Source organism: Frankia sp. AvcI1 (genome assembly GCF_001420875.1).
GTDB lineage: Bacteria > Actinomycetota > Actinomycetes > Frankiales > Frankiaceae > Frankia > Frankia alni.
This window is the reverse complement of the sequence record NZ_LJFZ01000005.1, coordinates 108,402-130,553: the sequence shown is the minus strand read 5'-3', so window position 1 is coordinate 130,553 and position 22,152 is coordinate 108,402. Positions and strand designations below refer to the sequence as shown.

13 protein-coding genes and 18 pseudogenes are annotated in these 22,152 nt (G+C 73.9%); all 31 read right to left on the bottom strand.

All coding sequences use genetic code 11. The features are described 5' to 3' along the window. Nucleotides 1-213: 213 nt before the first annotated feature. Nucleotides 214-653 (bottom strand): annotated as a pseudogene (locus UK94_RS43155) (GDP-mannose 4,6-dehydratase); the annotation flags it as partial. Between the two features lie 9 nt (nucleotides 654-662). After that, nucleotides 663-739 (bottom strand): annotated as a pseudogene (locus UK94_RS43150) (hypothetical protein); the annotation flags it as partial. 1 nt (nucleotide 740) lies between these two features. Further along, nucleotides 741-882: pseudogene (locus UK94_RS43145) on the bottom strand (SDR family NAD-dependent epimerase/dehydratase); the annotation flags it as partial. A gap of 1 nt (nucleotide 883) precedes the next feature. Further along, a pseudogene (locus UK94_RS43140) lies at nucleotides 884-930 on the bottom strand (hypothetical protein); the annotation flags it as partial. A 1-nt stretch (nucleotide 931) separates the two neighbouring features. Then, nucleotides 932-1,164: GDP-mannose 4,6-dehydratase (locus UK94_RS43135; RefSeq protein ID WP_235486882.1), on the bottom strand; the 233-nt coding region annotated here is incomplete at its 3' end. A gap of 1,085 nt (nucleotides 1,165-2,249) precedes the next feature. Further along, nucleotides 2,250-2,633, bottom strand: coding sequence for a hypothetical protein (locus UK94_RS43130; protein ID WP_235486881.1), 384 nt, complete (start codon nucleotides 2,631-2,633; stop codon nucleotides 2,250-2,252). A gap of 2,062 nt (nucleotides 2,634-4,695) precedes the next feature. Beyond that, nucleotides 4,696-6,432 (bottom strand): Hsp70 family protein, encoded by a 1,737-nt coding sequence (locus UK94_RS07350; RefSeq protein WP_235487000.1) that lies wholly within the window; start codon nucleotides 6,430-6,432, stop codon nucleotides 4,696-4,698. Nucleotides 6,433-6,570: 138 nt separating this feature from the next. Further along, the gene (gene dapB, locus UK94_RS07345; protein ID WP_041939755.1) at nucleotides 6,571-7,323 is read right to left on the bottom strand and encodes a 4-hydroxy-tetrahydrodipicolinate reductase; all 753 of its coding nucleotides are present in this window, start codon (nucleotides 7,321-7,323) and stop codon (nucleotides 6,571-6,573) included. Nucleotides 7,324-7,439: 116 nt separating this feature from the next. Next, a pseudogene (locus UK94_RS43125) lies at nucleotides 7,440-8,083 on the bottom strand (pitrilysin family protein); the annotation flags it as partial. 1 nt (nucleotide 8,084) lies between these two features. Beyond that, on the bottom strand, nucleotides 8,085-8,773 hold a 689-nt coding region (locus UK94_RS43120; RefSeq protein WP_235486879.1), incomplete at its 3' end, for a pitrilysin family protein. Between the two features lie 64 nt (nucleotides 8,774-8,837). Further along, nucleotides 8,838-9,794 (bottom strand): annotated as a pseudogene (locus UK94_RS43115) (polyribonucleotide nucleotidyltransferase); the annotation flags it as partial. Between the two features lies 1 nt (nucleotide 9,795). Next, nucleotides 9,796-9,885: pseudogene (locus UK94_RS43110) on the bottom strand (hypothetical protein); the annotation flags it as partial. A 1-nt stretch (nucleotide 9,886) separates the two neighbouring features. Next, nucleotides 9,887-10,281 (bottom strand): annotated as a pseudogene (locus UK94_RS43105) (polyribonucleotide nucleotidyltransferase); the annotation flags it as partial. A 1-nt stretch (nucleotide 10,282) separates the two neighbouring features. Continuing rightward, nucleotides 10,283-10,972, bottom strand: a pseudogene (locus UK94_RS43100) (polyribonucleotide nucleotidyltransferase); the annotation flags it as partial. Between the two features lie 278 nt (nucleotides 10,973-11,250). After that, nucleotides 11,251-11,520: a 30S ribosomal protein S15 gene (gene rpsO / locus UK94_RS07330; protein ID WP_009742365.1), complete on the bottom strand. Its 270-nt coding sequence runs from the start codon at nucleotides 11,518-11,520 to the stop codon at nucleotides 11,251-11,253. A gap of 217 nt (nucleotides 11,521-11,737) precedes the next feature. Further along, nucleotides 11,738-12,366 (bottom strand): annotated as a pseudogene (locus tag UK94_RS07325) (riboflavin kinase); the annotation flags it as partial. Between the two features lies 1 nt (nucleotide 12,367). Beyond that, nucleotides 12,368-12,667: pseudogene (locus UK94_RS43095) on the bottom strand (bifunctional riboflavin kinase/FAD synthetase); the annotation flags it as partial. A 66-nt stretch (nucleotides 12,668-12,733) separates the two neighbouring features. After that, complete coding sequence (gene truB / locus UK94_RS07320; RefSeq protein ID WP_011606829.1) at nucleotides 12,734-13,657, bottom strand: tRNA pseudouridine(55) synthase TruB; 924 nt, start codon at nucleotides 13,655-13,657, stop codon at nucleotides 12,734-12,736. Then, nucleotides 13,654-14,883, bottom strand: a complete 1,230-nt coding sequence (locus tag UK94_RS07315; protein WP_235486877.1) for a bifunctional oligoribonuclease/PAP phosphatase NrnA — start codon at nucleotides 14,881-14,883, stop codon at nucleotides 13,654-13,656. Before UK94_RS07315 ends, truB begins: the two co-directional genes overlap by 4 nt. Nucleotides 14,884-14,977: 94 nt before the next feature. Then, nucleotides 14,978-15,465, bottom strand: a pseudogene (locus UK94_RS07310) (ribosome-binding factor A); the annotation flags it as partial. 1 nt (nucleotide 15,466) lies between these two features. Continuing rightward, nucleotides 15,467-15,583: pseudogene (locus UK94_RS43090) on the bottom strand (ribosome-binding factor A); the annotation flags it as partial. A 221-nt stretch (nucleotides 15,584-15,804) separates the two neighbouring features. Beyond that, nucleotides 15,805-16,137 (bottom strand): DUF503 domain-containing protein, encoded by a 333-nt coding sequence (locus UK94_RS07305; protein WP_011606832.1) that lies wholly within the window; start codon nucleotides 16,135-16,137, stop codon nucleotides 15,805-15,807. Nucleotides 16,138-16,223: 86 nt separating this feature from the next. Next, nucleotides 16,224-16,643: pseudogene (locus UK94_RS43085) on the bottom strand (translation initiation factor IF-2); the annotation flags it as partial. A 31-nt stretch (nucleotides 16,644-16,674) separates the two neighbouring features. Then, nucleotides 16,675-16,725, bottom strand: a pseudogene (locus tag UK94_RS43075) (hypothetical protein); the annotation flags it as partial. Nucleotides 16,726-16,738: 13 nt separating this feature from the next. Next, nucleotides 16,739-17,573, bottom strand: a pseudogene (locus tag UK94_RS43065) (GTP-binding protein); the annotation flags it as partial. 1 nt (nucleotide 17,574) lies between these two features. Beyond that, nucleotides 17,575-19,289 (bottom strand): translation initiation factor IF-2 N-terminal domain-containing protein (locus UK94_RS43060; protein WP_235486875.1); only part of this gene is annotated, 1,715 nt, incomplete at its 3' end. Between the two features lie 348 nt (nucleotides 19,290-19,637). Next, nucleotides 19,638-19,725 (bottom strand): annotated as a pseudogene (locus tag UK94_RS43055) (YlxR family protein); the annotation flags it as partial. A gap of 1 nt (nucleotide 19,726) precedes the next feature. Continuing rightward, nucleotides 19,727-19,841: DUF448 domain-containing protein (locus UK94_RS43050; RefSeq protein ID WP_235486998.1), on the bottom strand; the 115-nt coding region annotated here is incomplete at its 3' end. Nucleotides 19,842-19,848: 7 nt separating this feature from the next. Further along, nucleotides 19,849-20,095, bottom strand: a pseudogene (locus UK94_RS43045) (transcription termination/antitermination protein NusA); the annotation flags it as partial. A gap of 1 nt (nucleotide 20,096) precedes the next feature. Then, nucleotides 20,097-20,946: transcription termination factor NusA (gene nusA / locus UK94_RS07295; protein WP_235486873.1), on the bottom strand; the 850-nt coding region annotated here is incomplete at its 3' end. 118 nt (nucleotides 20,947-21,064) lie between these two features. Beyond that, the coding region (rimP, locus tag UK94_RS07290; RefSeq protein WP_268761242.1) for a ribosome maturation factor RimP at nucleotides 21,065-21,719 on the bottom strand (655 nt) is incomplete at its 3' end. Between the last annotated feature and the right edge of the window lie 433 nt (nucleotides 21,720-22,152).

The following is a 22,152-nucleotide window of genomic DNA, read 5'->3' as shown; positions in this document are numbered from 1 at the left end:
CGCTCCACGTTCGCCGGCCCACACCCGTCGCGGCGGCACCGTGAGCGCGCGGTTTCCGGAGTGTCGCACCGGACACCGCGCGGGCCCGGATCTTCGGTGACCTCGGGTACGCGTTGCGCGCCCGGACGACGCCGGCGGGTAGAGGCCCGGGAAACGGTTCGGATCCCGCTGCGGCGCGCGGCGGCCGGGGCGCCGACAGAACCCACCGCGTGCTCAGGCGACCTGGCGGCTCTCGGTGAGCTGGCCGGCAAACCAGGAGATGGTGCGGGTCAGGCCGTCGTGCAGGCTCGTCCTGGGCTCCCAGCCGAGCCGGGTACGGGCGATGGTGATGTCCGGCTGCCGGACGGAGGGATCGTCCTGGGGTCGAGGGACGAAGGTGATCGGCGCCGTCGACCCGCACAGGTCGCGCACCAGCTTTGCCGTGTCGAGGATCGACATCTCGTGCGGGTTGCCGATGTTCACCGGGCCGGGCAGGTCCGAGTGCAGCAGCCGGAGGATCCCGTCGATCAGGTCGTCGACGTAGCAGATGGACCGGGTCTGGGATCCGTCGCCGGCGACGGTGATGGGCTCCCCGCGCAGCGCCTGGGAGACGAAGGCGGGGATGGCGCGCCCGTCGTCCACCCGCATCCGGGGACCGTAGGTGTTGAAGATCCNCACGATCNCCGTGTCGACGCCGTGCTTGCGGCGGTAGGCCATCGTCACCGCCTCGGCGAACCGCTTCGCCTCGTCGTAGACGCTGNGCGGGCCGACCGGGTTCACGTTGCCCCAGTAGGTCTCCGGCTGCGGATTGACCTGCGGGTCCCCGTAGGACTCCGAGGTGGAGGCGAGCAGAAAGCGGGCCCGCTTCTCCCGGGCGAGACCCAGGGCGTGGAACGTGCCGAGNGAGCCGACCTTGAGTGTCTCGATCGGCAGCTCATAGTAATCGAGAGGNGAGGCCGGAGAGGCGAAGTGCAGCACGACGTCGACCGGGCCGGAAACATAGATGAAATCATTCACGTCCCGGTTGACCAGCCGGAAACGGGGATCGACGAGCAGGTGCTCGACGTTGTCCGGCCGGCCCGTGAGGAAGTTGTCGAAGCAGATGACCTCATAGCCGTCGCCGAGCAGACGCTCACAGAGGTGACTGCCGAGGAAACCGGCGCCGCCGGTGACTATCGCACGCACGTCGAGTGCTCCCGGATCTGAAACATCGAGGACCCTGGAAAGCGGCCACCGACCGCCGGTGGGACGGGCGGCGGCGCGGATGGACCACATCCCGAGAGCCTGGCAGGAGTGNGNCGCAGCGGGTCGGACGGCGCCGCGTGAGCAGGTGAAACCGGACCTCAGATCATCCGGAATCGAGGGATCACCGTAGCCACTCGTCCGCCCGGGTGGTCAGCACAGCCACTGCCGGATCGGCCAGGAAAGGCCGCGCGACACCACCACAGCACTACCCCCCAGTAGCCTAGACGGCCGGCTACGCCGACCTCTGGGGCATGGTACACAGGACGTCGCCCGGATAGTCCACCGCCCCTCCCCCAACGTCAGCCTGATACAGGAAATCCGCGGTCGGGCACCATCCGTGGTCACGCCGCGTGGACGGTCAATGCTCCGACTGAGCCGTTCGCATTCGGTGAGCAAACCGCCGCGGTCCGGCCGGTGGAGGCTGCGGTGCGTCGCGGGCCCGAGTCGCCTGGCAGTCGCGCGGACGCTTCCCGGCCGATTCCCGGGCCGGGCCGGCCCCCTCGATCAGCGCGGGTCGCGCTCGAGAGCGATCGCGTGCCGCATCGCCGCGCGTCCCCGGCGGGTGTCCCCGGCGTCGCCGTAGGAGACGGCGAGCCGGTACCAGCGTCGCCAGTCGCCCGGGTCCGCCTCCACCTCGGCACGCCGTCGCGCGAACACGGCGTCGGCGGAGGCCCGATCGATGCGCCCCGAGGGCCGGCGAACCAGGACCGGCTCGCCCGCCTCGACCGCCTCGGCCCCGCCCGCCCTGTCCGAACTCCCGGAACTGCCGAGACTGTCGGCACCACCCGCCCCGGCCGCCCCGGCCGCCCCGGCCGCCAACAGGCGGGTGAGCCGACCGCTTTCGCGGCCGAACCGCAGCTCGCGCGCGAGGACGACGAGCCCGACCACGGGCAGCAACAGCACCCCGGCGCCGAGCCCGCGGGNGGCCCAGCGATCGTCGCCGAGCAGGACGACACCGCGCCAGCCGATCAGGCCGAGATAGAACAGGCAGGCAGCGACCAGGACGGCGACCGTCGCCCGGGCCCTCACCGGCCAGCCCCGTCGCCCCCGGGCGCAAGCCGGAGCCGGGCCCCGGCCGAGGCCGCCACCGCCAGACGCCCCGCCTGACGCGCGCAGCAGAACAACGCGACGTGCAGGGGACGGCCCGGCGGCAGGGAGACTCCGCCGTCGATCTCGTAGCGGGTGTTGGTCACCTTACGGGCCTGCGCGCGAGGATCGTCGGCGGCTGTCGGCGGCCCGTCCGGCCGGCAGACCACCATCATCTCCGTGCAGCCGGCCGGCCAGGTCCACTGCAGCCGTTCACCGGCCCACCGTAGCCCGACGGGCGGGGGCAGGACGTCGGCGGCGTTGACGGCAGGCGCGGCGGTGCCCGCATCCGGCTCGTCGGGACGTCTGGTCGGAGGTGGCACCGGGCCAGCGGTCGACGGCGGCACCGGGTGAGCGGCCGGCGGCTCAGCGGTCGGCGAAGCGGACACCGGCGAAGCGGACGACGGCTCAGCGGTCGGCGAAGCGGGCACCGGCGAAGCGGNCGGCGAAGCGGGCACCGGCGAAGCGGGCACCGGCGAAGCGGACGACGGCGGGTGGAACGCCGGCGAGTCGGACGACGGCGGGAGCAGCGACGGCGGGAGCGGCGACGGCGGAACCGGATCGGCCGTCCCGACCGGTGCGGACCAGGCTCCGCCCACACCCGCGGCGACCTCGTAACGCGGCATGGCACCGTCGGGCGGTGCGCCACCGTCCTCGAGGCTGGTGCCCGCGGTCACGCCGACCGCCCGGCCCACGCCGTCGGCGGCGAACCTGGTGACCCGGTATCGCACCTCGCCGGCGGTCGTCGATGGTTGCCAGCTCACCAGGACCGAGCGGGCATCCCGCCGCGCCCACACCGCCGTCGGCGAGGCGACGGCGCCCCCGGGCGGGTTCACGCCCGCCGGTCCACCCGGCACGGCGGGGTCGGGGCGGCTTCGCGCGAGCAACGCCGAGGCCTCGGCGTGGTCGGTGACCAGGGCGAGGGCCTCGGCAAGCAGGCGTTCACGGTCGAGCGCACCGGCCGTCCGGGCGCGGGCGACGAGCGCGTCCGCGGCGGTACAGCGAGCCTCGGCCAGGGACAGCAGCTCCCCGGCGAGCTGGTTGTCCGGGCCGGGCACGTCAGCGGCGGTCTCGGCGAGCCGCCGGGCCGCGGGAACGACCGCCTGGTAACGCCCGGCCGCGATCAGCGGCGCGAGCGCCGCCCACCGGCCGGCCGCCACTCGAATCGCGGTCTCCACCTCGTCGTCCATCGCCCGGATGGGCGGCAGGGTCTCGCCCGCGTACTCGCGGGCGGCCGCCACGTGCTCGCCGGCCTCCACCGGGCGGCCGGCCCGCAGCGCCGCACGGGCGCGGGACACCGCCGCGCGCCAGGCGTCCGCGCGCGCCGATGGCGGGCTGCTGGTGGGCCGAGCGCCCCCGGGCGGTCGGTGTCCCGCCGCGGCGGCCGGGGGCGGCAGCGGCGGTGCGGGGACACCCTGCTCGCGGGCGAGGGAGCGGATCACGGCACGCGCGCGGTGCGGGTCGAGGCCGTCCGCCTCCGCCTCGGCGACGAGGTCGGCCGCCTCCGCCGGGAGCAGCGCGTCCTCGACGAGGACCGCCGCCGCCACCCGCGGCCGCAGCCGCTCGCTCGTCGCGGCGGCGAGCGCGTCGAGGTAGGCGTCCGCGTCCCCGTCGACCAGCAGCGCGCCGACGGCGGCCAACAGGTCGTCGAGCAGCGCGCGGCGGCGGTCCGGCCGCCGGGCGCGATTGCGGGCCAGCGCCTCGTCGCGCAGGTCCCGGATCCGCTCGCGCGAGGCGCCGGGCGGCACGCCGAGCAGGTCGAACAGGCTGCGCGGCGGGTCGGACGCGGTGATCCGGCCGAGCTCGTCGAGGTCCGCGCGGATCTGACGGAGCACCTCGGCGGGAATCGGATCGGGCCGCGGGCGGTCGGCCGGCCCGGTGGCCGGGGTCGCGGGGACGATCCGATGGNGCCGCGTCCGCAGCGCGAACGCGGACTCGTCGATGCCCTGGGTTGCCGCCCACGCCCGCAGGCCGGCGACCCGGTCGGCCGGGATGCCCCCGAACCGGGCGACGAGGCGGGCGACGGCGGCGTCGAGCACGGCGAACCGCTCGTCGTCCCGGGCGGCGCGGGCGGCGGCGACCCGATCCCGCAGGGCGAGGCGCGAGGTGCGGTCGGTGAGCGCCGCGGCCAGCTCGGTGTGCAGGTCGAGCAGGCCGATGATCACACCGCGATAGCGGGGATGGTCCCGGCTGCGCTGCCAGAAGGCCCAGACCTCGGCGATGCGGGCACGGATCGCCGCGTCGTCGAGCGTGTCCACCTCCGCCAACGGGATGTCGTAGATCTCGAACGGGTCGCTGTGCTCGGCGCCGCCGCGGCGGTGCACCACGGCGAGCACCCGGCGACGGTAGTCGTCGGAGTCGAAGGCCCGCATCGTCGTCCCCCCGTCAGACCCGGCCACCCGGCGGACCACCCAGCCCGTCCTTCGACCCGCCCGGGAGGCCACCGCGTTCCCGGCGGGCCCGGGCGACCTGCTCCCGCTCGCGGGCCACGTCGGCCTGACTCAGCGCCGCCGACGTCTCGACCCGCACCGTCAGCGGGCGGTCGGCGAGACCCTCGTGGGTGGCCGTGACCTCGAGGATGCCGTCGAAGCCCATCCGGAACACGATCTGGATCTGCGACCCGGCCGGGAAGCCGGGCGGGATGCCGGTGATCTCGGCCTCGGCTATCACCTTGTTGTCCTCGACCCGGGTCGACTCCACCCCGCCGGCCTGTTCGACCACGTAGACGGTGACGGCATCCTGGTCATCACGCACAGTTCCGAAGGAACGCCGGACCGCGATCGGCAGCCGGTCGTTGCGGTGCACCAGGAACACCGCGCCCTGCTCGCCGTGGCGGCTGAGCGCCAGGACGCCGAAGCCGCGGGAGACGACGTTGACGACCTGCACCTCGACGGTCCGACGCACCCGCTGGGCGGTCAGGCCGAGTGCGTCGGCGAGCCGCCGGCAGGCCGCGTCGAGATCGGCCGGGGCGGCGGCGTCCACCCCGGCGCCGTCGACGAGCTGACCGCGAGTGACCAGATCGGCGACCACCAGCCGTTCCAGGGCCTTCTTCTCGCCGTAGACGGCGGCGCCGCGGGCAACCGCGAGATCCGGGTCGGTCAGCTCGACGGGCACCCCGAACTCGGCGGCGAGGCGGCGGCCCACGGCGGGCATCCGGGAGGCGCCGCCGACGAGCAGGATCCGGTCGATGCCGCGGACCCCGCGGGCGAGCGCCGCGTCGCGGGCGGCCCGGGTCAGGGCGACGGTCCGGTCGAGCAGCCCGGCGGTGAGCCGTTCCAGCTCGTCGCGGGTCAGCACCACCCCGGTGCGGCGACCGGCGTGCTCGACGACGACGGTGGTGGCAGCGGCGTCGGTGAGGTCCCGGCGCGCCCGCTCGGCGGCGAGCAGCAGCGCCTGGGAGCTCTCGCCGGCGTCGAGGGGGTCCGGGGCGCCCGGATGCTCGACGAGGAACCGGTCGCACAGGTGCAGCACGATCTTCTCGTCCCAGTCCGCGCCACCGAGCTGATGATCGCCGTCGATGGCGACGACGGAGACCCGCCGGTCCGCGAGCTCGACGACGGTGACGTCGAACGTTCCGCCGCCCAGGTCGTAGACGAGGGCGACCTCCTCGGCCGTGGCGCCGGGGCCACCGAGGGTGCGCCGGCTGCCCATCTCGAAGCGGGCGAACCCGTAGGACAGGGCCGCCGCCGTCGGCTCGTTGATGACGTCGACGACGTTGAGCCCCGCGTACTCGCCGGCCAGCACCGTCGCCCGGCGCTCCTCGTCGCCGAAGTACGCCGGAACGGTGATCACGACGTCCTCGACCCGCTCGCCGGTGGCCAGCGCCGTGTCGGCGACCAGCGCCTTGAGGATCAGACCGCTGACGGCCGGCGCCGACCAGGCCGCGCCCTGGGTGATGAAGCGCCAGTCACCGTCGCCCATCCGCCGCTTGACCAGCGAGCAGACGTCGTCGGGCCGGGCCCGGGCGAGCTCGCGGGCGGTCTGCCCGGTGAGGTAGTCGTCCGCGCCGACGAACAGCACGACGCTCGGCAGCGTCAACGCGCCGTCCGACAGCGGCACGATCAGCGGCTCGCCGGCGTTCGACACCCGGGCCAGGCAACTGAACGTCGTGCCCAGATCGATTCCGAAGACGCTGCGGGTGGCCGCCNGTGGCCGGCGGTCGACGTGTCCGACCACACCCGGAACCTATCTTNCGCGGCCGAGCCGGGGTCCGTCGAGGCCGAGGGATCAGAGGCCGAGGGATCAGTCGAGGTCGAGGGATCAGTCGAGGTCGAGCAGGTGCTCCAGGCCGACGGTCAGGCCGGGACGGTCGGCGATGCGTCGCACGGCGAGCAGCACGCCCGGCATGAAGGAGGTGCGGTCGTAGGAGTCGTGCCGCAGAGTCAGCGTCTCTCCCGCGCCGCCGAGCAGCACCTCCTGGTGGGCGACGAGCCCCGCGAGGCGCACGGCGTGCACCGGCACGCCCGCAACCCGGGCACCGCGGGCGCCGTCGAGCGCCGTGGCCGTCGCGTCCGGACCGCCCGGCGCGAGTCCGGCGGCCTCGCGGGCCTGCGCCACAAGCTCGGCCGTGCGCCGGGCGGTGCCGCTCGGCGCGTCGACCTTGTTGGGATGGTGCAGCTCGACGATCTCGACGGAGTCGAAGAAGCGGGCGGCCCGCGCGGCGAACATCATCATGAGCACGGCGGCCACGCCGAAGTTCGGGGCGACCAGCACTCCGACCTTCGGCGCGTCGCCGAGCCAGCCGCGCACCGTGGTCAGCCGCTCGTCGTCGAAGCCGGTGGTGCCGACGACGACGTGCCGGCCCGCCTCGACGCACCAGCGGACGTTGTCGAGCACCGCGTCCGGCGTGGTGAAGTCGACGACCACGTCGGCTGCGGCGAGCGCCGCCCGGTCGTCACCGGCGTCGATCGCGGCGACGAGCGCGAGGTCCCCGGCGGCCTCGACGGCGGCACACACCGTCGATCCCATGCGCCCGCGCGCACCGAGAACCCCCACCGCGAGCTGCTCGCTCATGCCTCTCCCCTCCGCCGGCCGGCGGCCGCTGCCCGGCTCAACGGGCGACGGCCGCGCCGAAGTCGTGGTCGTCGAACGGCCCGATGACGCCGAGCGCCCAGGGCTGCTCGACGAGNCTCGCCGCGACCTGCCTGACGTCGTCCAGGGTGACCGCGTCCACCCTGGCGATGATCTCGTCGACGGACAGCAGCTCGCCGTGGACGAGCTCACTCTTGCCGAGGCGGCTCATTCGCGAGCCGGTGTCCTCCAGGCCCAGGACGAGGGAACCGTGGCTCTGCCCGCGGGCGCGGTCGAGCTCCTCGGCGCTGATCCCGCGTTCGGCGATGGACCGCACCTGGTCCCGGGCGATCGCCAGGACCTCGTCGGCGCGCTTGGGCGCGCAGCCGGCGTAGACGCCGAACAGACCGGCGTCGGCGAAGTGCGACGCGAACGAGTACACCGAGTACGCCAGGCCCCGCTTCTCGCGGACCTCCTGGAACAGCCGGGAACTCATCCCACCGCCCAGCGCCGTCGAGAGCACCCCGAGGGCGAAGCGGCGCGGATCGTGCCGGGACACCCCGACCGTGCCCAGCACGAGGTTCGCCTGCTCGGTGGGCCGCTCCGACACGACGATGCCGGGCGCCGGCGGGTAGTCGTAGCGCCCGGCGCGCACCGCCGACGGATCCCCGGCCGACGTCAGATGGTCGCCGAAGGCATCCGCGACGAGCGCGAGCACGCGATCGTGCTCCAGGTTCCCGGCGACCGAGACGACCATCGCCGGNGGCACGTACCGGGATCGGTAGTAGTCGGCGATCGTCTCACGGCCGAGCCCCTCGATCGACTCGATCGTGCCGAGCACCGGCCGGCCGAGCGCCGACGCACCGAGCATCGCCTCGGCGAAGACGTCGTGGACGACGTCGCCCGGGTCGTCCTCGTGCATGGCGATCTCCTCGAGGATCACGCCACGCTCGGCCTCGACGTCGTCGGCGGTCACCAGCGAGTTGGTGACCATGTCGGCGACGACGCCGACGGCCATCGCGAGGTCGGAGTCCAGCACCCGCGCGTAGTAGCAGGTGTACTCCTTGCCCGTGAAGGCGTTGAGGTCACCGCCGACCGCCTCGACCGACGCGCTGATCGTCAGGGCGTCCCGGGTCGGGGTGCCCTTGAACAGCAGGTGCTCGAGGTAGTGGGAGCAGCCGGCGGTCACCGGGGTCTCGTCCCGCGAACCGACGCCCACCCAGACGCCGATCGCGGCCGAGCGGACTCCGGGGACACGCTCGGTGATCACGCGCAGCCCGCCGGGCAGCACGGTGCGCCTTACCGCGCCGCCCAGCAACGTCTCGCTGCCGGAGCCCCCGGCGAGCAGGCGGGCCACCCGCTCGCCGGCGTCCGCGGCGCCCCGAACCGAGGCGCCGGTGCCGCCGGCGCCGTCGGTGGAGCGGGTCAGGTCAGGGGTGGGGGTGTCGGACACGGCGGGCCGTCAGGAAGCCGCCGCCGCGTCCGCGGCCTCGGCACTCGGCGAAAGGCTGATCTTNCCGCGGGCGTCGATCTCGGTGATCTCCACCTGGAGCTTCTGTCCCACGGTCAGCACGTCCTCGACCTTCTCCACCCGCTTGCCGCCCGAGAGCGTCTTGAGCTTCGACACGTGCAGCAGGCCGTCCCGGCCCGGGGTGAGCGAGACGAACGCCCCGAAGTTGGTGATCTTGACGATGGTACCGAGGTACCGCTCGCCGACCTCGGGCATCTGCGGATTGGCGATCGCGTTGATCGCCGAGCGGGCGGTCTCCGCGGACGTGCCGTCCGCCGCGCCGATGTAGATCGTGCCGTCGTCCTCGACGGTGATCTCGGCGCCGCTGTCCGCCTGGATCTGGTTGATCATCTTGCCCTTGGGCCCGATGACCTCGCCGATCTTGTCGACCGGGATCTTGACCGAGATGACCCGCGGGGCGTGCGCGGACATCTCGTCCGGGCTGCCGATCGCCTCGGCCATGACGTCGAGGATCGCCAGCCGCGCGCCGCGGGCCTGTTGCAGGGCCGAGGCCAGCACCGAGGCGGGAATGCCGTCGAGCTTGGTGTCGAGCTGCAGGGCGGTGACGAAGTCGCGGGTGCCGGCGACCTTGAAGTCCATGTCGCCGTACGCGTCCTCGGCGCCGAGGATGTCGGTCAGCGTGACGTAGGCGTCGTCGGCGTGCACGAGCCCCATCGCGATCCCGGCGACCGGCGCCTTGAGCGGCACGCCGGCGTTGAGCAGGGACAGCGTGCTCGCGCAGACCGACCCCATCGACGTCGAGCCGTTGGAGCCCAGCGCCTCGGAGACCTGCCGGATCGCGTAGGGGAACTCCTCGCGGCTGGGCAGTACCGGCAGCAGTGCCCGCTCGGCGAGCGCACCATGGCCGATCTCGCGCCGCTTCGGCGACCCGACGCGACCGGTCTCGCCGGTGGAGTACGGCGGGAAGTTGTAGTTGTGCATGTAACGCTTGGTGCGGTCGGGGNTGAGCGTGTCGACCGTCTGCTCCATGCGCAGCATCGCCAGCGTGGTGACGCCGAGGATCTGGGTCTCACCCCGCTCGAACAGCGCCGAGCNGTGCACCCGCGGGATGTAGTCGACCTCGGCCGACAGCTCGCGGATCTCCGTCGTCGACCGGCCGTCGATCCGCACGCCCTCGGTGACGATGCGGGAGCGGACGAGCTTCTTGGTCAGCGCCCGGTAGGCGGCGCCGATCTCCTTCTCCCGCCCCTCGAACTGGGCGGCGACCTTCTCCGCGGCCAACTGGCGGACCCGGTCGAGCTCGTTCTCCCGCTCGGACTTGCCGGCGATGCGCAGCGCGGCGGACAGCTCGTCGCCGACGGCGGCGGACAGCGCCTCGAGCACGTCGTCGTGGTGGTCGATGAAGACCGGGAACTCCCGCGTCGCCGCCTTGCCGGCGAGCGAGGCCAGCTCGCTCTGGGCGCGACACAGCTCGCGGATGGCGGGCTTGGNGGCCTCGAGGCCCGCGGCGACGACCTCCTCGGTCGGCGCGGGCGCGCCGCCGGCGATCAGCTCCACCGTGCCCGGGGTCGCCTCGGCCTCGACCATCATGATCGCCACGTCCGAGCCGTCCTCGACGACACGACCGGCCACGACCATGTCGAAGGTGGCCCGGGCCAACTCCGCATGCGTCGGGAAGGCGATCCACTCGCCGTCGACGTACCCGACCCGGGTGGCGCCGATCGGCCCGGTGAAGGGCAGCCCGGACAGGGTCGTCGACGCGCTGGCCGCGTTGATCGCGACCACGTCGTAGAGCGTGTCCGGGTCGAGGGCCAGCACCGTGGCCACGACCTGGATCTCGTTGCGCAGCCCCTTGGCGAACGAGGGGCGCAGCGGCCGGTCGATGAGGCGGCAGGTGAGGATCGCGTCCTCACTGGGCCGGCCCTCGCGACGGAAGAACGAGCCGGGGATCCGCCCCGCGGCGTACATCCGCTCCTCGACGTCCACCGTCAGGGGGAAGAAGTCGAGCTGTTCCTTGGGCTGCTTGCTGACCGTCGTCGCCGAGAGCACCATCGTGTCGCCCAGGTAGGCGACGGCGGAACCGGCGGCCTGCCTGGCCAGCCGACCGGTCTCGAAGCGCACCGTACGGTTTCCGGCCGGGGTCGCAATGACCGCCTCGGCCGCATGTGTCGAGTCGTCCACTCGAACCACTCCATCCTCTTCTTCGGCCGGGTCCACGCAGCCGATCTTGTTCTTCGGCCGGGTCCGCGTCCCGAGGATGCCGGTGCTCAGTCGAAGCCCCCGGGGAGGACGAAGCCCGCTCCCGGCGACCACGACCGAGGACCGGCGGCTCTCGCCGCCACGGACCCGGTCAGGTCCTCCGATCCGCCGACGGAGACCTCCGCCGACGGGCGACGCATCTGGTATCTACCCCCGATGCGTCAGAGGGAGCGTCCCCGAAGGGCCGCTCCCTCTCCGCGCTACCGCCGTAGCCCGAGTCGCTCGATCAGGGCCCGGTATCGGTTGATATCCGTCTTCGACAGGTAGTTCAGCAGCCGGCGGCGGCGCCCGACGAGCAGGAGCAGACCGCGGCGGCTGTGGTGGTCGTGCTTGTGCACCTTGAGGTGCTCGGTCAGGTCGCTGATCCGACGGGTCAGCATCGCGACCTGCACCTCGGGTGAGCCGGTGTCCCGCTCAACGGTGGCGTAATCGGACATGATCTTCTGCTTGACGTCGCTCGCGAGCGGCACGCTCCACCCTCTCCTTCTGCTTCGGGACGGCGCGCGCCCGGGGTCTGCCTCACCCGAACCGACCGCCGGACCACGGCCTCATCGCCGTGTGGTCCGGACACGCCGCACCCGCCTGGACCCGAAGCCTATCAACCCGAGGGGAACCGCTCGGACACCGGTGTCCCCCGCACCCGCGGGTCGCCACCCAAGGCCCCCCGCGCTTGGACGAGGCCCGCGCTCAGACGGGCAGGGTGACCGTCCTGGTCGCCTCGACGTCGGCAGCCATCTGGGTGACGAGCTCGTCCACCGACTCGAAGCGCAGCGTCGGACGCAGGCGGCTGGTGAACTCGTAGGCCATGTACTCGCCGTAGAGATCGCCGTCGAAGTCCAGCAGGAACGCCTCCACCCGCCGCTCCCGGCCGGCGAACGTCGGGTTCGTCCCGATCGAGATCGCGGCGGGCTGACGGTGGCCGTCCCAGCAGGCGAAGCCCGCGTACACCCCGTCGGCCGGCACCGCCGCCCATGGCGTCACCTCGACGTTGGCCGTCGGATAGCCGATCGTCCGGCCGCGGGCGTCGCCGTGCACGACCACACCCTCGACCCGGTGTGGCCGGGCCAGGGCCGCGGCGGCCGACTCCACGTCGCCCTCGGCGACGCGGCGGCGGATCTCCGTCGAGGACAGCACCCGGTCCCCCGAGCGGACCAGGCGGACCCCGTCGACCTCGAACCCCTCCCGGGCCCCGTCCGCCGCCAGCGTGGCCAGCGTGCCGGCGGCCCGGTGGCCGTAGGTGAAGTTCTCCCCCACGACTACCACCCTCGCACCGAGCTGTTCGACGAGCATCCCGTGCACGAACTCGGGCGGGGGGANCCGGCTGAAGTCCAGCGTGAACGGCTGCACGCACAGCGCGTCGACGCCGATCGCCGCGAGCAGCTCGGCCTTGTGCCGCAGCGTCGTCAGCAGGGCCGGATGGCTGCCGGGACGGAGCACCTCCCCCGGATGCGGATCGAAGGTGAGGACGACGGCCCGCTCGCCGCGCTCCCGGGCGCGGGCCACCGCCTGCCCGATGATCTGCCGATGCCCGAGGTGCACCCCGTCGAAGAAACCGATCGTGACGACCCCGCCGCGCCACTCGGCCGGCGTGTTCTCCGCCCCTCGCCACGTTTGCACGTGGGAAGCCTAGGACATTCTCGCGCGGCACGGTCGAGCGCCGCCCGCCCCCGGCCGTGCGAGGGGTCAGGCCGGAGCGAACACGACCAGCGAGCGGACCGCCTCGGCGCTCTCCTCGACCAGCGCCAGCACGGACCCGTCCGGGCCGAACACGCCGTAGGTACCCGGCCGCCCTACCGGCGCCAACCGGCGGCCGTGGCGCACGTCGACCGCCGCGTCCCCGGCCACGTCCCGGCGCGCAAAACCGGCCGAGACGGCCTCCGACAGGCCGACGACCGCACCCGCGCCCAGCTCGGCGAACGTGTCGAGGCTCACCGCCCGGTCCAGCCCGAACGGCCCCACGACGGTGCGCCGCAACGCCGTCAGGTGCCCTCCGCAGCCCAACGCCGCCCCAAGGTCGCGGGCGAGCGCCCGGATGTAGGTCCCGCTGGAGCAGCCGACCGTCACGTCGAGATCACAGCCCCGCTGGTCCGCCGCGCCGTCGGCGTCGCGGCGGGCGACCAGGTCGAAGCGGTGCACCGTGACCCGGCGGGCGGCGAGCTCCACCTGCTCGCCGGCCCGCACCCGCGCGTAGGCGCGCACCCCGCCGACCTTGACCGCGCTGACGCTCGACGGAACCTGGTCGATCGTCCCGGTCAGGGCCGCCATCGCCTCCGCGAGCCGCGCGGGGGCGACGTCGACGGGTCGGTCCTCGAGCGGCTCACCCTCGGCGTCGTCGGTCGTCGTGGTGCGGCCGAGCCGGATCGTCGCGTCGTACACCTTGTCGGTGAGCGCGAGGTGACCCAGCAGCCTCGTGGCCCGGCCGGCGCCGAGCAGGAGCACGCCGGTCGCCATCGGGTCCAGGGTGCCGGCGTGGCCGACGCGACGCTGGCCCAGGATGCGCCGGGCGCGGGCGACCACGTCGTGCGAGGTGAGCCCGGGCGGCTTGTCGACGACGACCAGGCCGTCGACCTGCGGTCCCCCCGCCGAGCGGGACCCCCGCGGGCTCACCGGACGCTCACGGCCGGGCCCCGCCCGGCCCGATCCTGGCCGGGAGCAGCGGCGAGGTGGGGGGTCGGGTTGGAGGCCGGGTTGGAGGTCGGACTGGAGGCGGGGTCGGGGGCGGGGGTGGAAGCAGGGGCAGGGGTGGAAGCAGGGGCGGGTGCGGGAGCGGGCGCGCAGGCACGCCCGGCCGCGGCGTCGGGGCCGGTCAGTCCCCCGCCCGCGGGGTCGGCCAGCCGCGGCGCCCGAGCCAGCGCCGCCCGCACGGTGTCCATGAGCTCCGTCAGCTCCGCGCTCGTCACGAACCCCGCGGCCAGGCGGTGGCCGCCGCCCCCGAGACCGGCGCACAGCGCGCCGACGTCCACGCTCCCCTTGGACCGCACGGAGACCTTCCAGACGCCGTCGTCCTGCTTGCAGATCAGGGCGACCTCGGCCTCGGACGCCGTGCGCAACGTGTCGATGAAGCCCTCGATCTCGTCGTAGTCCAGCCCGGCGGCCCGCAGGTCGCCCTGGCCGCACCAGGTCCAGGTCAGGTCGTGCTCGGGTTCCAGCCGGGCACGACCCAGCACCTCGCCGAGGAGCTTCAGGTAGCCGAACGGGTGGGTGTCCCACAACGCCCGGCTGATCAGATCGTGCCGAATGCCGGTGGCCAGCAGGCGCGCGGCGAGGCGGTGCACCGCGGGTGTCGTCGCCGCGAACCGGAAGGAGCCGGTGTCCGTGACCAGGCCGGTGTAGATCGCCGCGGCCAGGTCGGCGTCCAGCGACACCCCGAGGGCGTCGATCAGGCCGACGACCATCGCGCTGGTCGAGGCGGCCTCGCCGTCGACGAGGTTGAGGTCGCCGAAACGCGTGTTGGAGGCGTGATGATCGACGACGATCATCCGGCTGCCGGCGGCGATCCGGGCGAGCCGGCCGAGCCGGGACCGGCTGGCCGCGTCCAGGCAGACCACGAGACCCGGCCGGGCGGTGATCGCCGCCGGATCGACGAGCAGCTCCTGGCCGGCGAGGAAGCGCAGCGTCCGGGGAACGGCGAAGGGCTCGGCGTCGAAGGACACCTGCGGCCGCGCCCCGAGCATCCGCAGCGCCAGCGTGAGGGCCAGCGCCGAACCGAGGCTGTCGCCGTCGGGATTGACGTGCGCGACGAGCAGGATGTCGTCACCGGCGTCGACGGCCGCCGTCAGCGCGGCCACCACGGCCGCCCGGTCGGCCGCCACGAGATCGCTCGCGTCGCTCATCGCCCGTCCCATCGCCGTGTCCGTGGCCCGCCGGCCCGTGTCCGTGGCCCGCCGGCGCGCCGACGGTCTGTCCCCATGGAGCGGCTGACCACCCTCAGCGCCCGGCGGTCGGATCGCCGCCGGGTGACGCCGGATACACCTGGCGCCCGGCGGACGCGCCTGCCTCCCGTGCCCCGGCATCGCCGCCGAGGGCGTCGCCGGCGTCGGCGTCGAGCTCCTCGACCCTGTCGAACTCGTCGAACTCGTCGACAAGGTCCTCGTCCTCGTCGTCCTCGTCGACGGTCCGCGGACGACGGTAGGGGTCCTCGTCGCCGGCCGGCCGGGCGTCGCGGCGCACCTCGGCGAGCCGGGCATCCCGCTCCCGGGCGACGCTGATCAGGTCCTCGAGGTGCTTGGCGTCGTCGGGCAGCCGGTCGTGCACGAAGGTGAGGGTCGGGGTGACCTTGACCCCGGTGGCACGGCCGACCTGGCTGCGCAGCAGGCCGCGAGCGGACTCGAGGGCCTCGGCCGACGCCCGGCGGGCGTCCTCGTCGCCGTACACGGTGTAGAACACTGTGGCGTCGACCAGGTCGGGCGTGACCCNCACCTCCGTGACCGTCACCATGCCGAGGCGGGGATCCTTCACGCCGCGTTCCAGCGCGGACGCGACCACCTCACGAATTCGCACGGCCAGCTTCCGTGCCCGGGCCGGATCAGCCACCGTAGACCTCCTCGCTCCGTGTTNCCTCGGCGTCGTTCCCGCGGCGAGCCCGCCCACCCGGAGACGCCACCGTGATCGATACCGCGCGGGGATCGATGCCGCGCGGGGGCCGCCACCGCGCGCGGGCCAGCCACCGCGCGGGAGTTCGCCCCGCCCGCCGGAGCCCCGATCGCCCGGTGATGCCATGCCAGGCAGACGCTTCGCGCCCTCCGGCGAGCAGTTCAGTCGAGGGTGTCCGCCGCCAGCTGAGGTTGCCCGTCGGCGTCGTCCTCAGACAGGCAGCGTTCGCGCGCGGCGAGAATCTCGACCTCCGGGTGTCCTGCCACCAGCTGTTCGCAGGCGCGCAGGACTTCGATGCAGTGCGCCCGGTCGGCGGCCACGACCGCCATCCCGATCTCGGCCCGGCGGTGCAGGTCGAGATGTCCCGTCTCGGCGACGCTGAGGGTGAACCGACGGCGCAGCTCAGCCACGATCGGCCGAACCACGGAGCGCTTCTCCTTCAGCGAGTGCACGTCCCCGAGCAGCAGGTCAAGGCTGAGAGTCCCGATCCACATGATCGTCTCCCGCGGTGTGACACGAGCCGCCGGTGCCNGCCGGGCGCGCAGGCGCCCGACCGGCCGGCACCGACCGGCACCGTGACTCAGACGCGGGGAACCTCCCGCTGCTCGAAGGTCTCGATGACGTCATCGATCTTGATGTCGTTGAAGGACCCGAGACCGATACCGCACTCGTAGCCCTCGCGGACCTCGGTCGCGTCGTCCTTGAACCGCTTGAGCGACTCGACCGTGAGGTTGTCCGCCACGACCACGCCGTCGCGGATGAGGCGGGCCTTGGTGTTGCGGCGGATGATGCCGGAGCGGACGAGCGAACCCGCGACATTGCCGATCCGCGGCACCCGGAACACCTCGCGCACCTCGGCGGTACCGAGCTGCGCCTCCTCGTAGACCGGCTTGAGCATGCCCTTGAGGGCGTTCTCGATGTCCTCGATGGCCTGGTAGATCACCGAGTAGTACCGGACCTCCACACCCTCGCGGTCGGCCAGCTCCGTCGCCTTGCCCTGNGGGCGGACGTTGAAGCCGATGATGACCGCNTCCGACGCCGACGCCAGCATGACGTTGGTCTCGGTGATCGCGCCGACACCCNGGTCGATGATCNGCAGACCGACCTCGTCGCCGACGTCGATCTTGAGCAGGGCGTCCTCGAGAGCCTCGACCGAACCGGAGACGTCGCCCTTGAGGATGAGGTTGAGCTGGGTCTTCTCGCCCTCCTTCATCCGCTCGAGGATCGTCTCCAGCGTCGGGCGGCCACGGCTGAGGGCGAGCTCGGCGTTACGCTCCCGCGCCTGCCGACGCTCGGCGATCTGGCGGGCGACCCGGTCCTCGGGCACCACCAGGAAGTTGTCGCCGGCATCGGGAACGCTGGTGAAGCCGAGCACCTGCACCGGGCGGGCCGGACCCGCCTCGGTGACCTGACCGCCGTGCTCGTCGAGCATCGCCCGGACCCGGCCGAACGCCTCACCGGCGACCACCGAGTCGCCGACCCGCAGCGTGCCGCGCTGGACCAGCACGGTCGCCACTGGGCCACGACCACGGTCGAGCCGACCTTCGATCGCGACGCCCTGAGCCTCGGTGCCCGTCGGGGCCCGCAGGTCGAGCGAGGCGTCGGCCGTCAGGATGATGGCCTCGAGCAACCCGTCGATGTTCGTCTTGTTGCGGGCGGAGACGTCGACGAACATCGTGTCGCCGCCGTACTCCTCGGCGACCAGGCCGTACTCGGTGAGCTGACCCCGCACCTTCGCCGGGTCGGCGCCCTCCTTGTCGACCTTGTTGACGGCCACCACGACCGGAACTCCGGCCGCCTGGGCGTGGTTGAGCGCCTCGATGGTCTGCGGCTTCACCCCGTCGTCGGCCGCGACCACGAGGACCACGATGTCGGTCACCTGGGCACCGCGGGCACGCATGGCGGTGAACGTCTCGTGACCCGGGGTGTCNATGAAGGTGATCGGCCGCTCGTCGCCGTCGACCGTCGCCCGCACCTGGTAGGCACCGATGTGCTGGGTGATGCCGCCGGCCTCGCCCGCGACCACGTCGGTGAAGCGGATGGCGTCGAGCAGCTTCGTCTTGCCGTGGTCGACGTGACCCATGACGGTCACGACCGGCGGCCGGATGCTGAGCTCGACGTCGTCGCCGTACTCGCCGCCGAAGGACAGGTCGAAGCTCTCCAGCAGCTCCTTGTCCTCGTCCTCCGGGCTGACGATCTGCACTTCGTACCCGAGGGTCACGCCGAGCAGCTGCAGCGTCTCGTCGGTGCAGGACTGGGTCGCGGTCACCATCTCACCGAGCTGGGTGAAGACGACCTGGACCAGCGCGCCGGGATTCGCGTCGATCTTGTCCGCGAAGTCGGCCAGCGAGGCGCCACGCGGAAGTCGGATGGCCTGCCCGTTGCCACGGGGGACCATCGCGCCCATCCGCGGCGCCTCCAGGCCGCTCTCCCATTCCTGGCGCTTGGCGCGCTTGGACTTGCGCTGCCGGCCGGGACGACCGCGGCCACCCGGGCCGAACGCGCCCGCCGTGGTACCGCCACGCCCACGACCACCCGCCGCGGGACGGCCGCCACCGCCGCCACCGGGACGACCCGGCGCGCCGGCACCGCCGCCACCGCCGCCGCCACCACCGGGACGACCGGGAGCGCCACCACGACCGGCGAAACCGCCGGGACGCGCGCCGCCACCGCCGCCGCCACCGCCGGGACGGCCGGGAGCGCCGCCACCGCCGGGACGGCCGGGAGCGCCGCCCGCAGGACGGGGCTGGAACATGTTCGCGTTGGGCCGCGGACCGCCGCTACCGCCCGGCCGCGGCGGCATCCCGCCGGAACCGCCGGGGCGCGAACCGGGACGCGGCGGCATCGAGCCGGGCGAGGGGCGCGGACCGCCGGCGCCGGGAGCACCGGGACGAGGCCCACCCGGGCGCGGGCCCGGGCGAGGCGCACCCGGGCGCGGCGGGGAGGCCGGGCCGGAGCCGGACTGGCCGGCCGACTGCCGGGGCCCGGCAGACGGCGTCGTGTACGGATTGTTGCCGGGCGCGGACGGCCGGGGGCCGGGACGCGGACCGGGACGCGGGCCACCGGCGGACGGGGCGCTGGGAGCGCTGCCGCCGGGCGGCGGAACCGGGGCACCGGGACGGGCACGACCGGGGGCCGCCGGGCCGCCGGCGGGCCGCGGGCCGGGCCGGGGACCCGACGCAGCGGCCGGGGAGGACACCGGCGGGATCGACGTCGCGGCGGGCGGCGGCGCGGCCGCGCTCGCCGCGATGGGCCGCGGCTGGGATGCCGGCGGGCTCGCCGCCGGCGCACCGGGAGCCGGCGCGCTCGGGGCCGCCGGCGCGCTCGGGGCGGCGGGGCCGCCGGGACGAGCGGCCGGGCCGGGACGACCCGGGACGGGACGGGGGCCGGGTCGAGGCGCGAGGCCAGGACGCGGCGGCGCCGGACGGGCGCCGTTACCGGGCCCCGGCCGACCGCCGGGACGCCCGCCCGAGGCGGACCCGCCCTCGGCGGGGAAGGCTTCCTTCAGCTTGCGGACGACGGGGGCTTCGACTGTCGACGAAGCGGACTTCACAAACTCGCCCAGATCCTTCAGCTTGGCGAGCACGGTCTTGCTGTCGACACCAAGCTCCTTGGCGAGCTCGTGTACGCGGGCCTTTCCTGCCACGGTGCTCCTTCGTTCGGCCCGCGGTCCGTGCCCGCGTGACCTCGTTACCTGCCGGTCGTGATCATGGCTGGGTGCTCATTGAGCGATCATCGCTGTCTCGACCTGCTTCCCTGTCGACGTCATCTGGCGCCGCCTCCCGGATCGGGCGCCGTCGCTGGNGGCGTCCGTCCCGTCTGACCCGGGCGCTCCGCTGCCGCAGACCACCCGTACCTCCTACCTTTACCCGACTTTCGCTCCATCCGGAGCCCCCGCGGCGGATGGATCCCGCTTGCGGGATCCGACAACCGCGGGGCGAATCCGCTCCAGGTACAGCCTGACCTGCACCGACCCGAGCGGACCTGACACCCNCAGCGCTCGCGGGAACGCCTTGCGACGCTCCGCGAGATCGAGGCAGGCGAGGTCCGGATGCACGTACGCACCCCGACCATGCATACGGNGGCGAGCATCCGGCAGGAGCTCACCGCTGTCCACGACGATACGCACGAGGTCGGAACTCGGCGCACGGCTTCGACATCCGATACAGGTACGGACGGGCTCCGCACGACACGCCATGAGAAGTCTATCCCGCCCGACCCCGAGAGTGCCCCCCCGCGGTGGGAGAGCGGCGCGGAACCCCGGGTGGCCCGGACCGCCGCGGCGCACCCGCCGACGGCGGCTCGGCGGCGGCCGGCGGCCCACCGGCCCGGTCCTCGGCGTCGGAGTGGATGTCGATGCGCCATCCGGTCAGCCGCGCCGCCAGTCGCGCGTTCTGTCCCTCCCGGCCAATCGCCAGCGACAGCTGGTAGTCGGGGACGACGACCCGCGCCNACCGACTCGCCAGATCCGTCACCTCGACCCGGGCCACCCTGGCCGGCGACAGGGCGCTGCCGACAAAGGTCGCGGGGTCGGCCGACCAGTCGACGATGTCGATCTTCTCGCCGTGCAGCTCGGCCATGACGGCGCGCACCCGGCTGCCCATCGGCCCGATGCAGGCGCCCTTGGGATTGACCCCGGCCACCTTGGAGCGGACCGCGATCTTGCTACGGTGGCCGGCCTCGCGGGCGATCGCGGCGAGCTCGACCGTGCCGTCGGCGACCTCGGGGACCTCCAGCCGGAACAGGCCCTTGACCAGCTCGGGGTGGGTTCGCGAGAGGGTCACGGTGGGACCGTGCGGCCCGCGGGCGACGTGCACCACATAGCACTTGATCCGGTCGCCGTGCTCGAGCCGCTCGCCGGGCACCTGCTCCGCGGGCGGGAGCACACCCTCGATCGTGCCGAGATCGACAAGCACCACCTTGGAGCCAGCCCGCTGCTCGTGATGCTGCACCACGCCGGAGACGACCTCGTGCTCACGGTCGGCGTACTGCCCGTAGGTGACCTCCTGCTGCGCCTCCCGCAGACGCTGCATGATCACCTGCTTCGCCGTCATGGTCGCGATCCGGCCGAAGTCGGCAGGCGTGTCGTCGTACTCGCGACTGGTCCCGTCGGGACCCGGCTCGCGCGCGAGCACCGACACCTCACCCGTCGTCCGGTCGATGACCACCCGGGCGTCGGGAGCCGACCCGGCCGTGTGGTGATACGCCGTCAGCAGGGCCGTCTCCATCGCCTGCACCAAGGTGTCGAAGGCGATGTCCTTCTCCCGCTCGATACCGCGCAGCGCGGCCACGTCGAGCTTCACCGGGTCATCTCCTCACCGGCCGCGCCCTGGGCGTCGACCTGGCGGCCCTCGTCGTTGGATACCGGCCCCGGCGACGCCGGGTGATCGTCCTGCGTCGCACCACCACGGGCGGTGTGCNCCTGCGGCGCATCGGCGCTCACGCCGGAGTCCGGAGAGTCCGGCGCATCCCCCGACGGTTGCGCCGGCGACTCGCCGGAAAGATCATCATACCCCTCGGCCGCGAACTCGACCTCCACCGTCGCCCGCTCGACCTGCGCATAGGTCACCCGCGCGACGCGACGACGCTGCGGACGCCCGCGCCGGGCAGGCCCGGTGGCAACGGCCAGATCCGCCCCGGCCTCGTCGGCGGACAGCACCCGGCCGGACAGAACCTCCCCGGCGCTGTCCCGCACGGTCACCAGCCGCCCGACGGCGCGGCGCCAGTGCCGGGGCGCGGTCAGCGGCCGGTCGACCCCCGGGGAGGTGACCTCCAGGACGTAGGGCCCGGCGCTGAGGCCCTCGCCCGCCGCCTCCGCCGCGTCGAGCAGGTCCGACACCACCCTGCTGGCCTCGGCCACCGCGTCCAGGTCGATGCCACCGTCGCGGTCCACCGCCACCCTGACCACGCTGCGCGAACCGGCCCGGCTCACCGCCACATCCTCAAGATCGAAACCTGCCCCGGCCAGGCCGGACGTCAACCGGTCGCGCAACGCCGGCCGGACGGTCCCCGCCCGCCGAGCCGCTCCGGATGAGCCTCGGCCCCGTCCGTGACCGGACTCCCCCGCCCCTGACACCTGGTCCGTCCCTTCTCGTGTTCACGCCTGTCCTGATCGTCTCGCCGCCCCTGCCGGCCGGGCCACCCCGGCAGCCCACCGGCCACCGGAATCCGGTCCCCGGCAATCCGGTCCCCGGCATGCCGGCCACCAGGGGCGATACCCAGGTTCGGCCGGACACCACGGATACACCGCCGGGTTGGCCGGCGACGACACACGGTGATCCTCGCCGACGGACCGCCGCCCAGGAGCCCACCGGGCCACGGCGGCGGCGAACAGGATGAGATCCATAGCCTACGTGCGCCGCCGCACCGACCGACCGCGGCCCGCATGCCGGGGTGCCGACGCCAGGCCGACGGTCCACCCGGACGGGTCGGACGGCGCTCTGCCCGGCCGCCGCGATGTGCGAAGCTCAGGACCGTGGACCCGGCGCCCCGCACATCCGTCTCGCGGC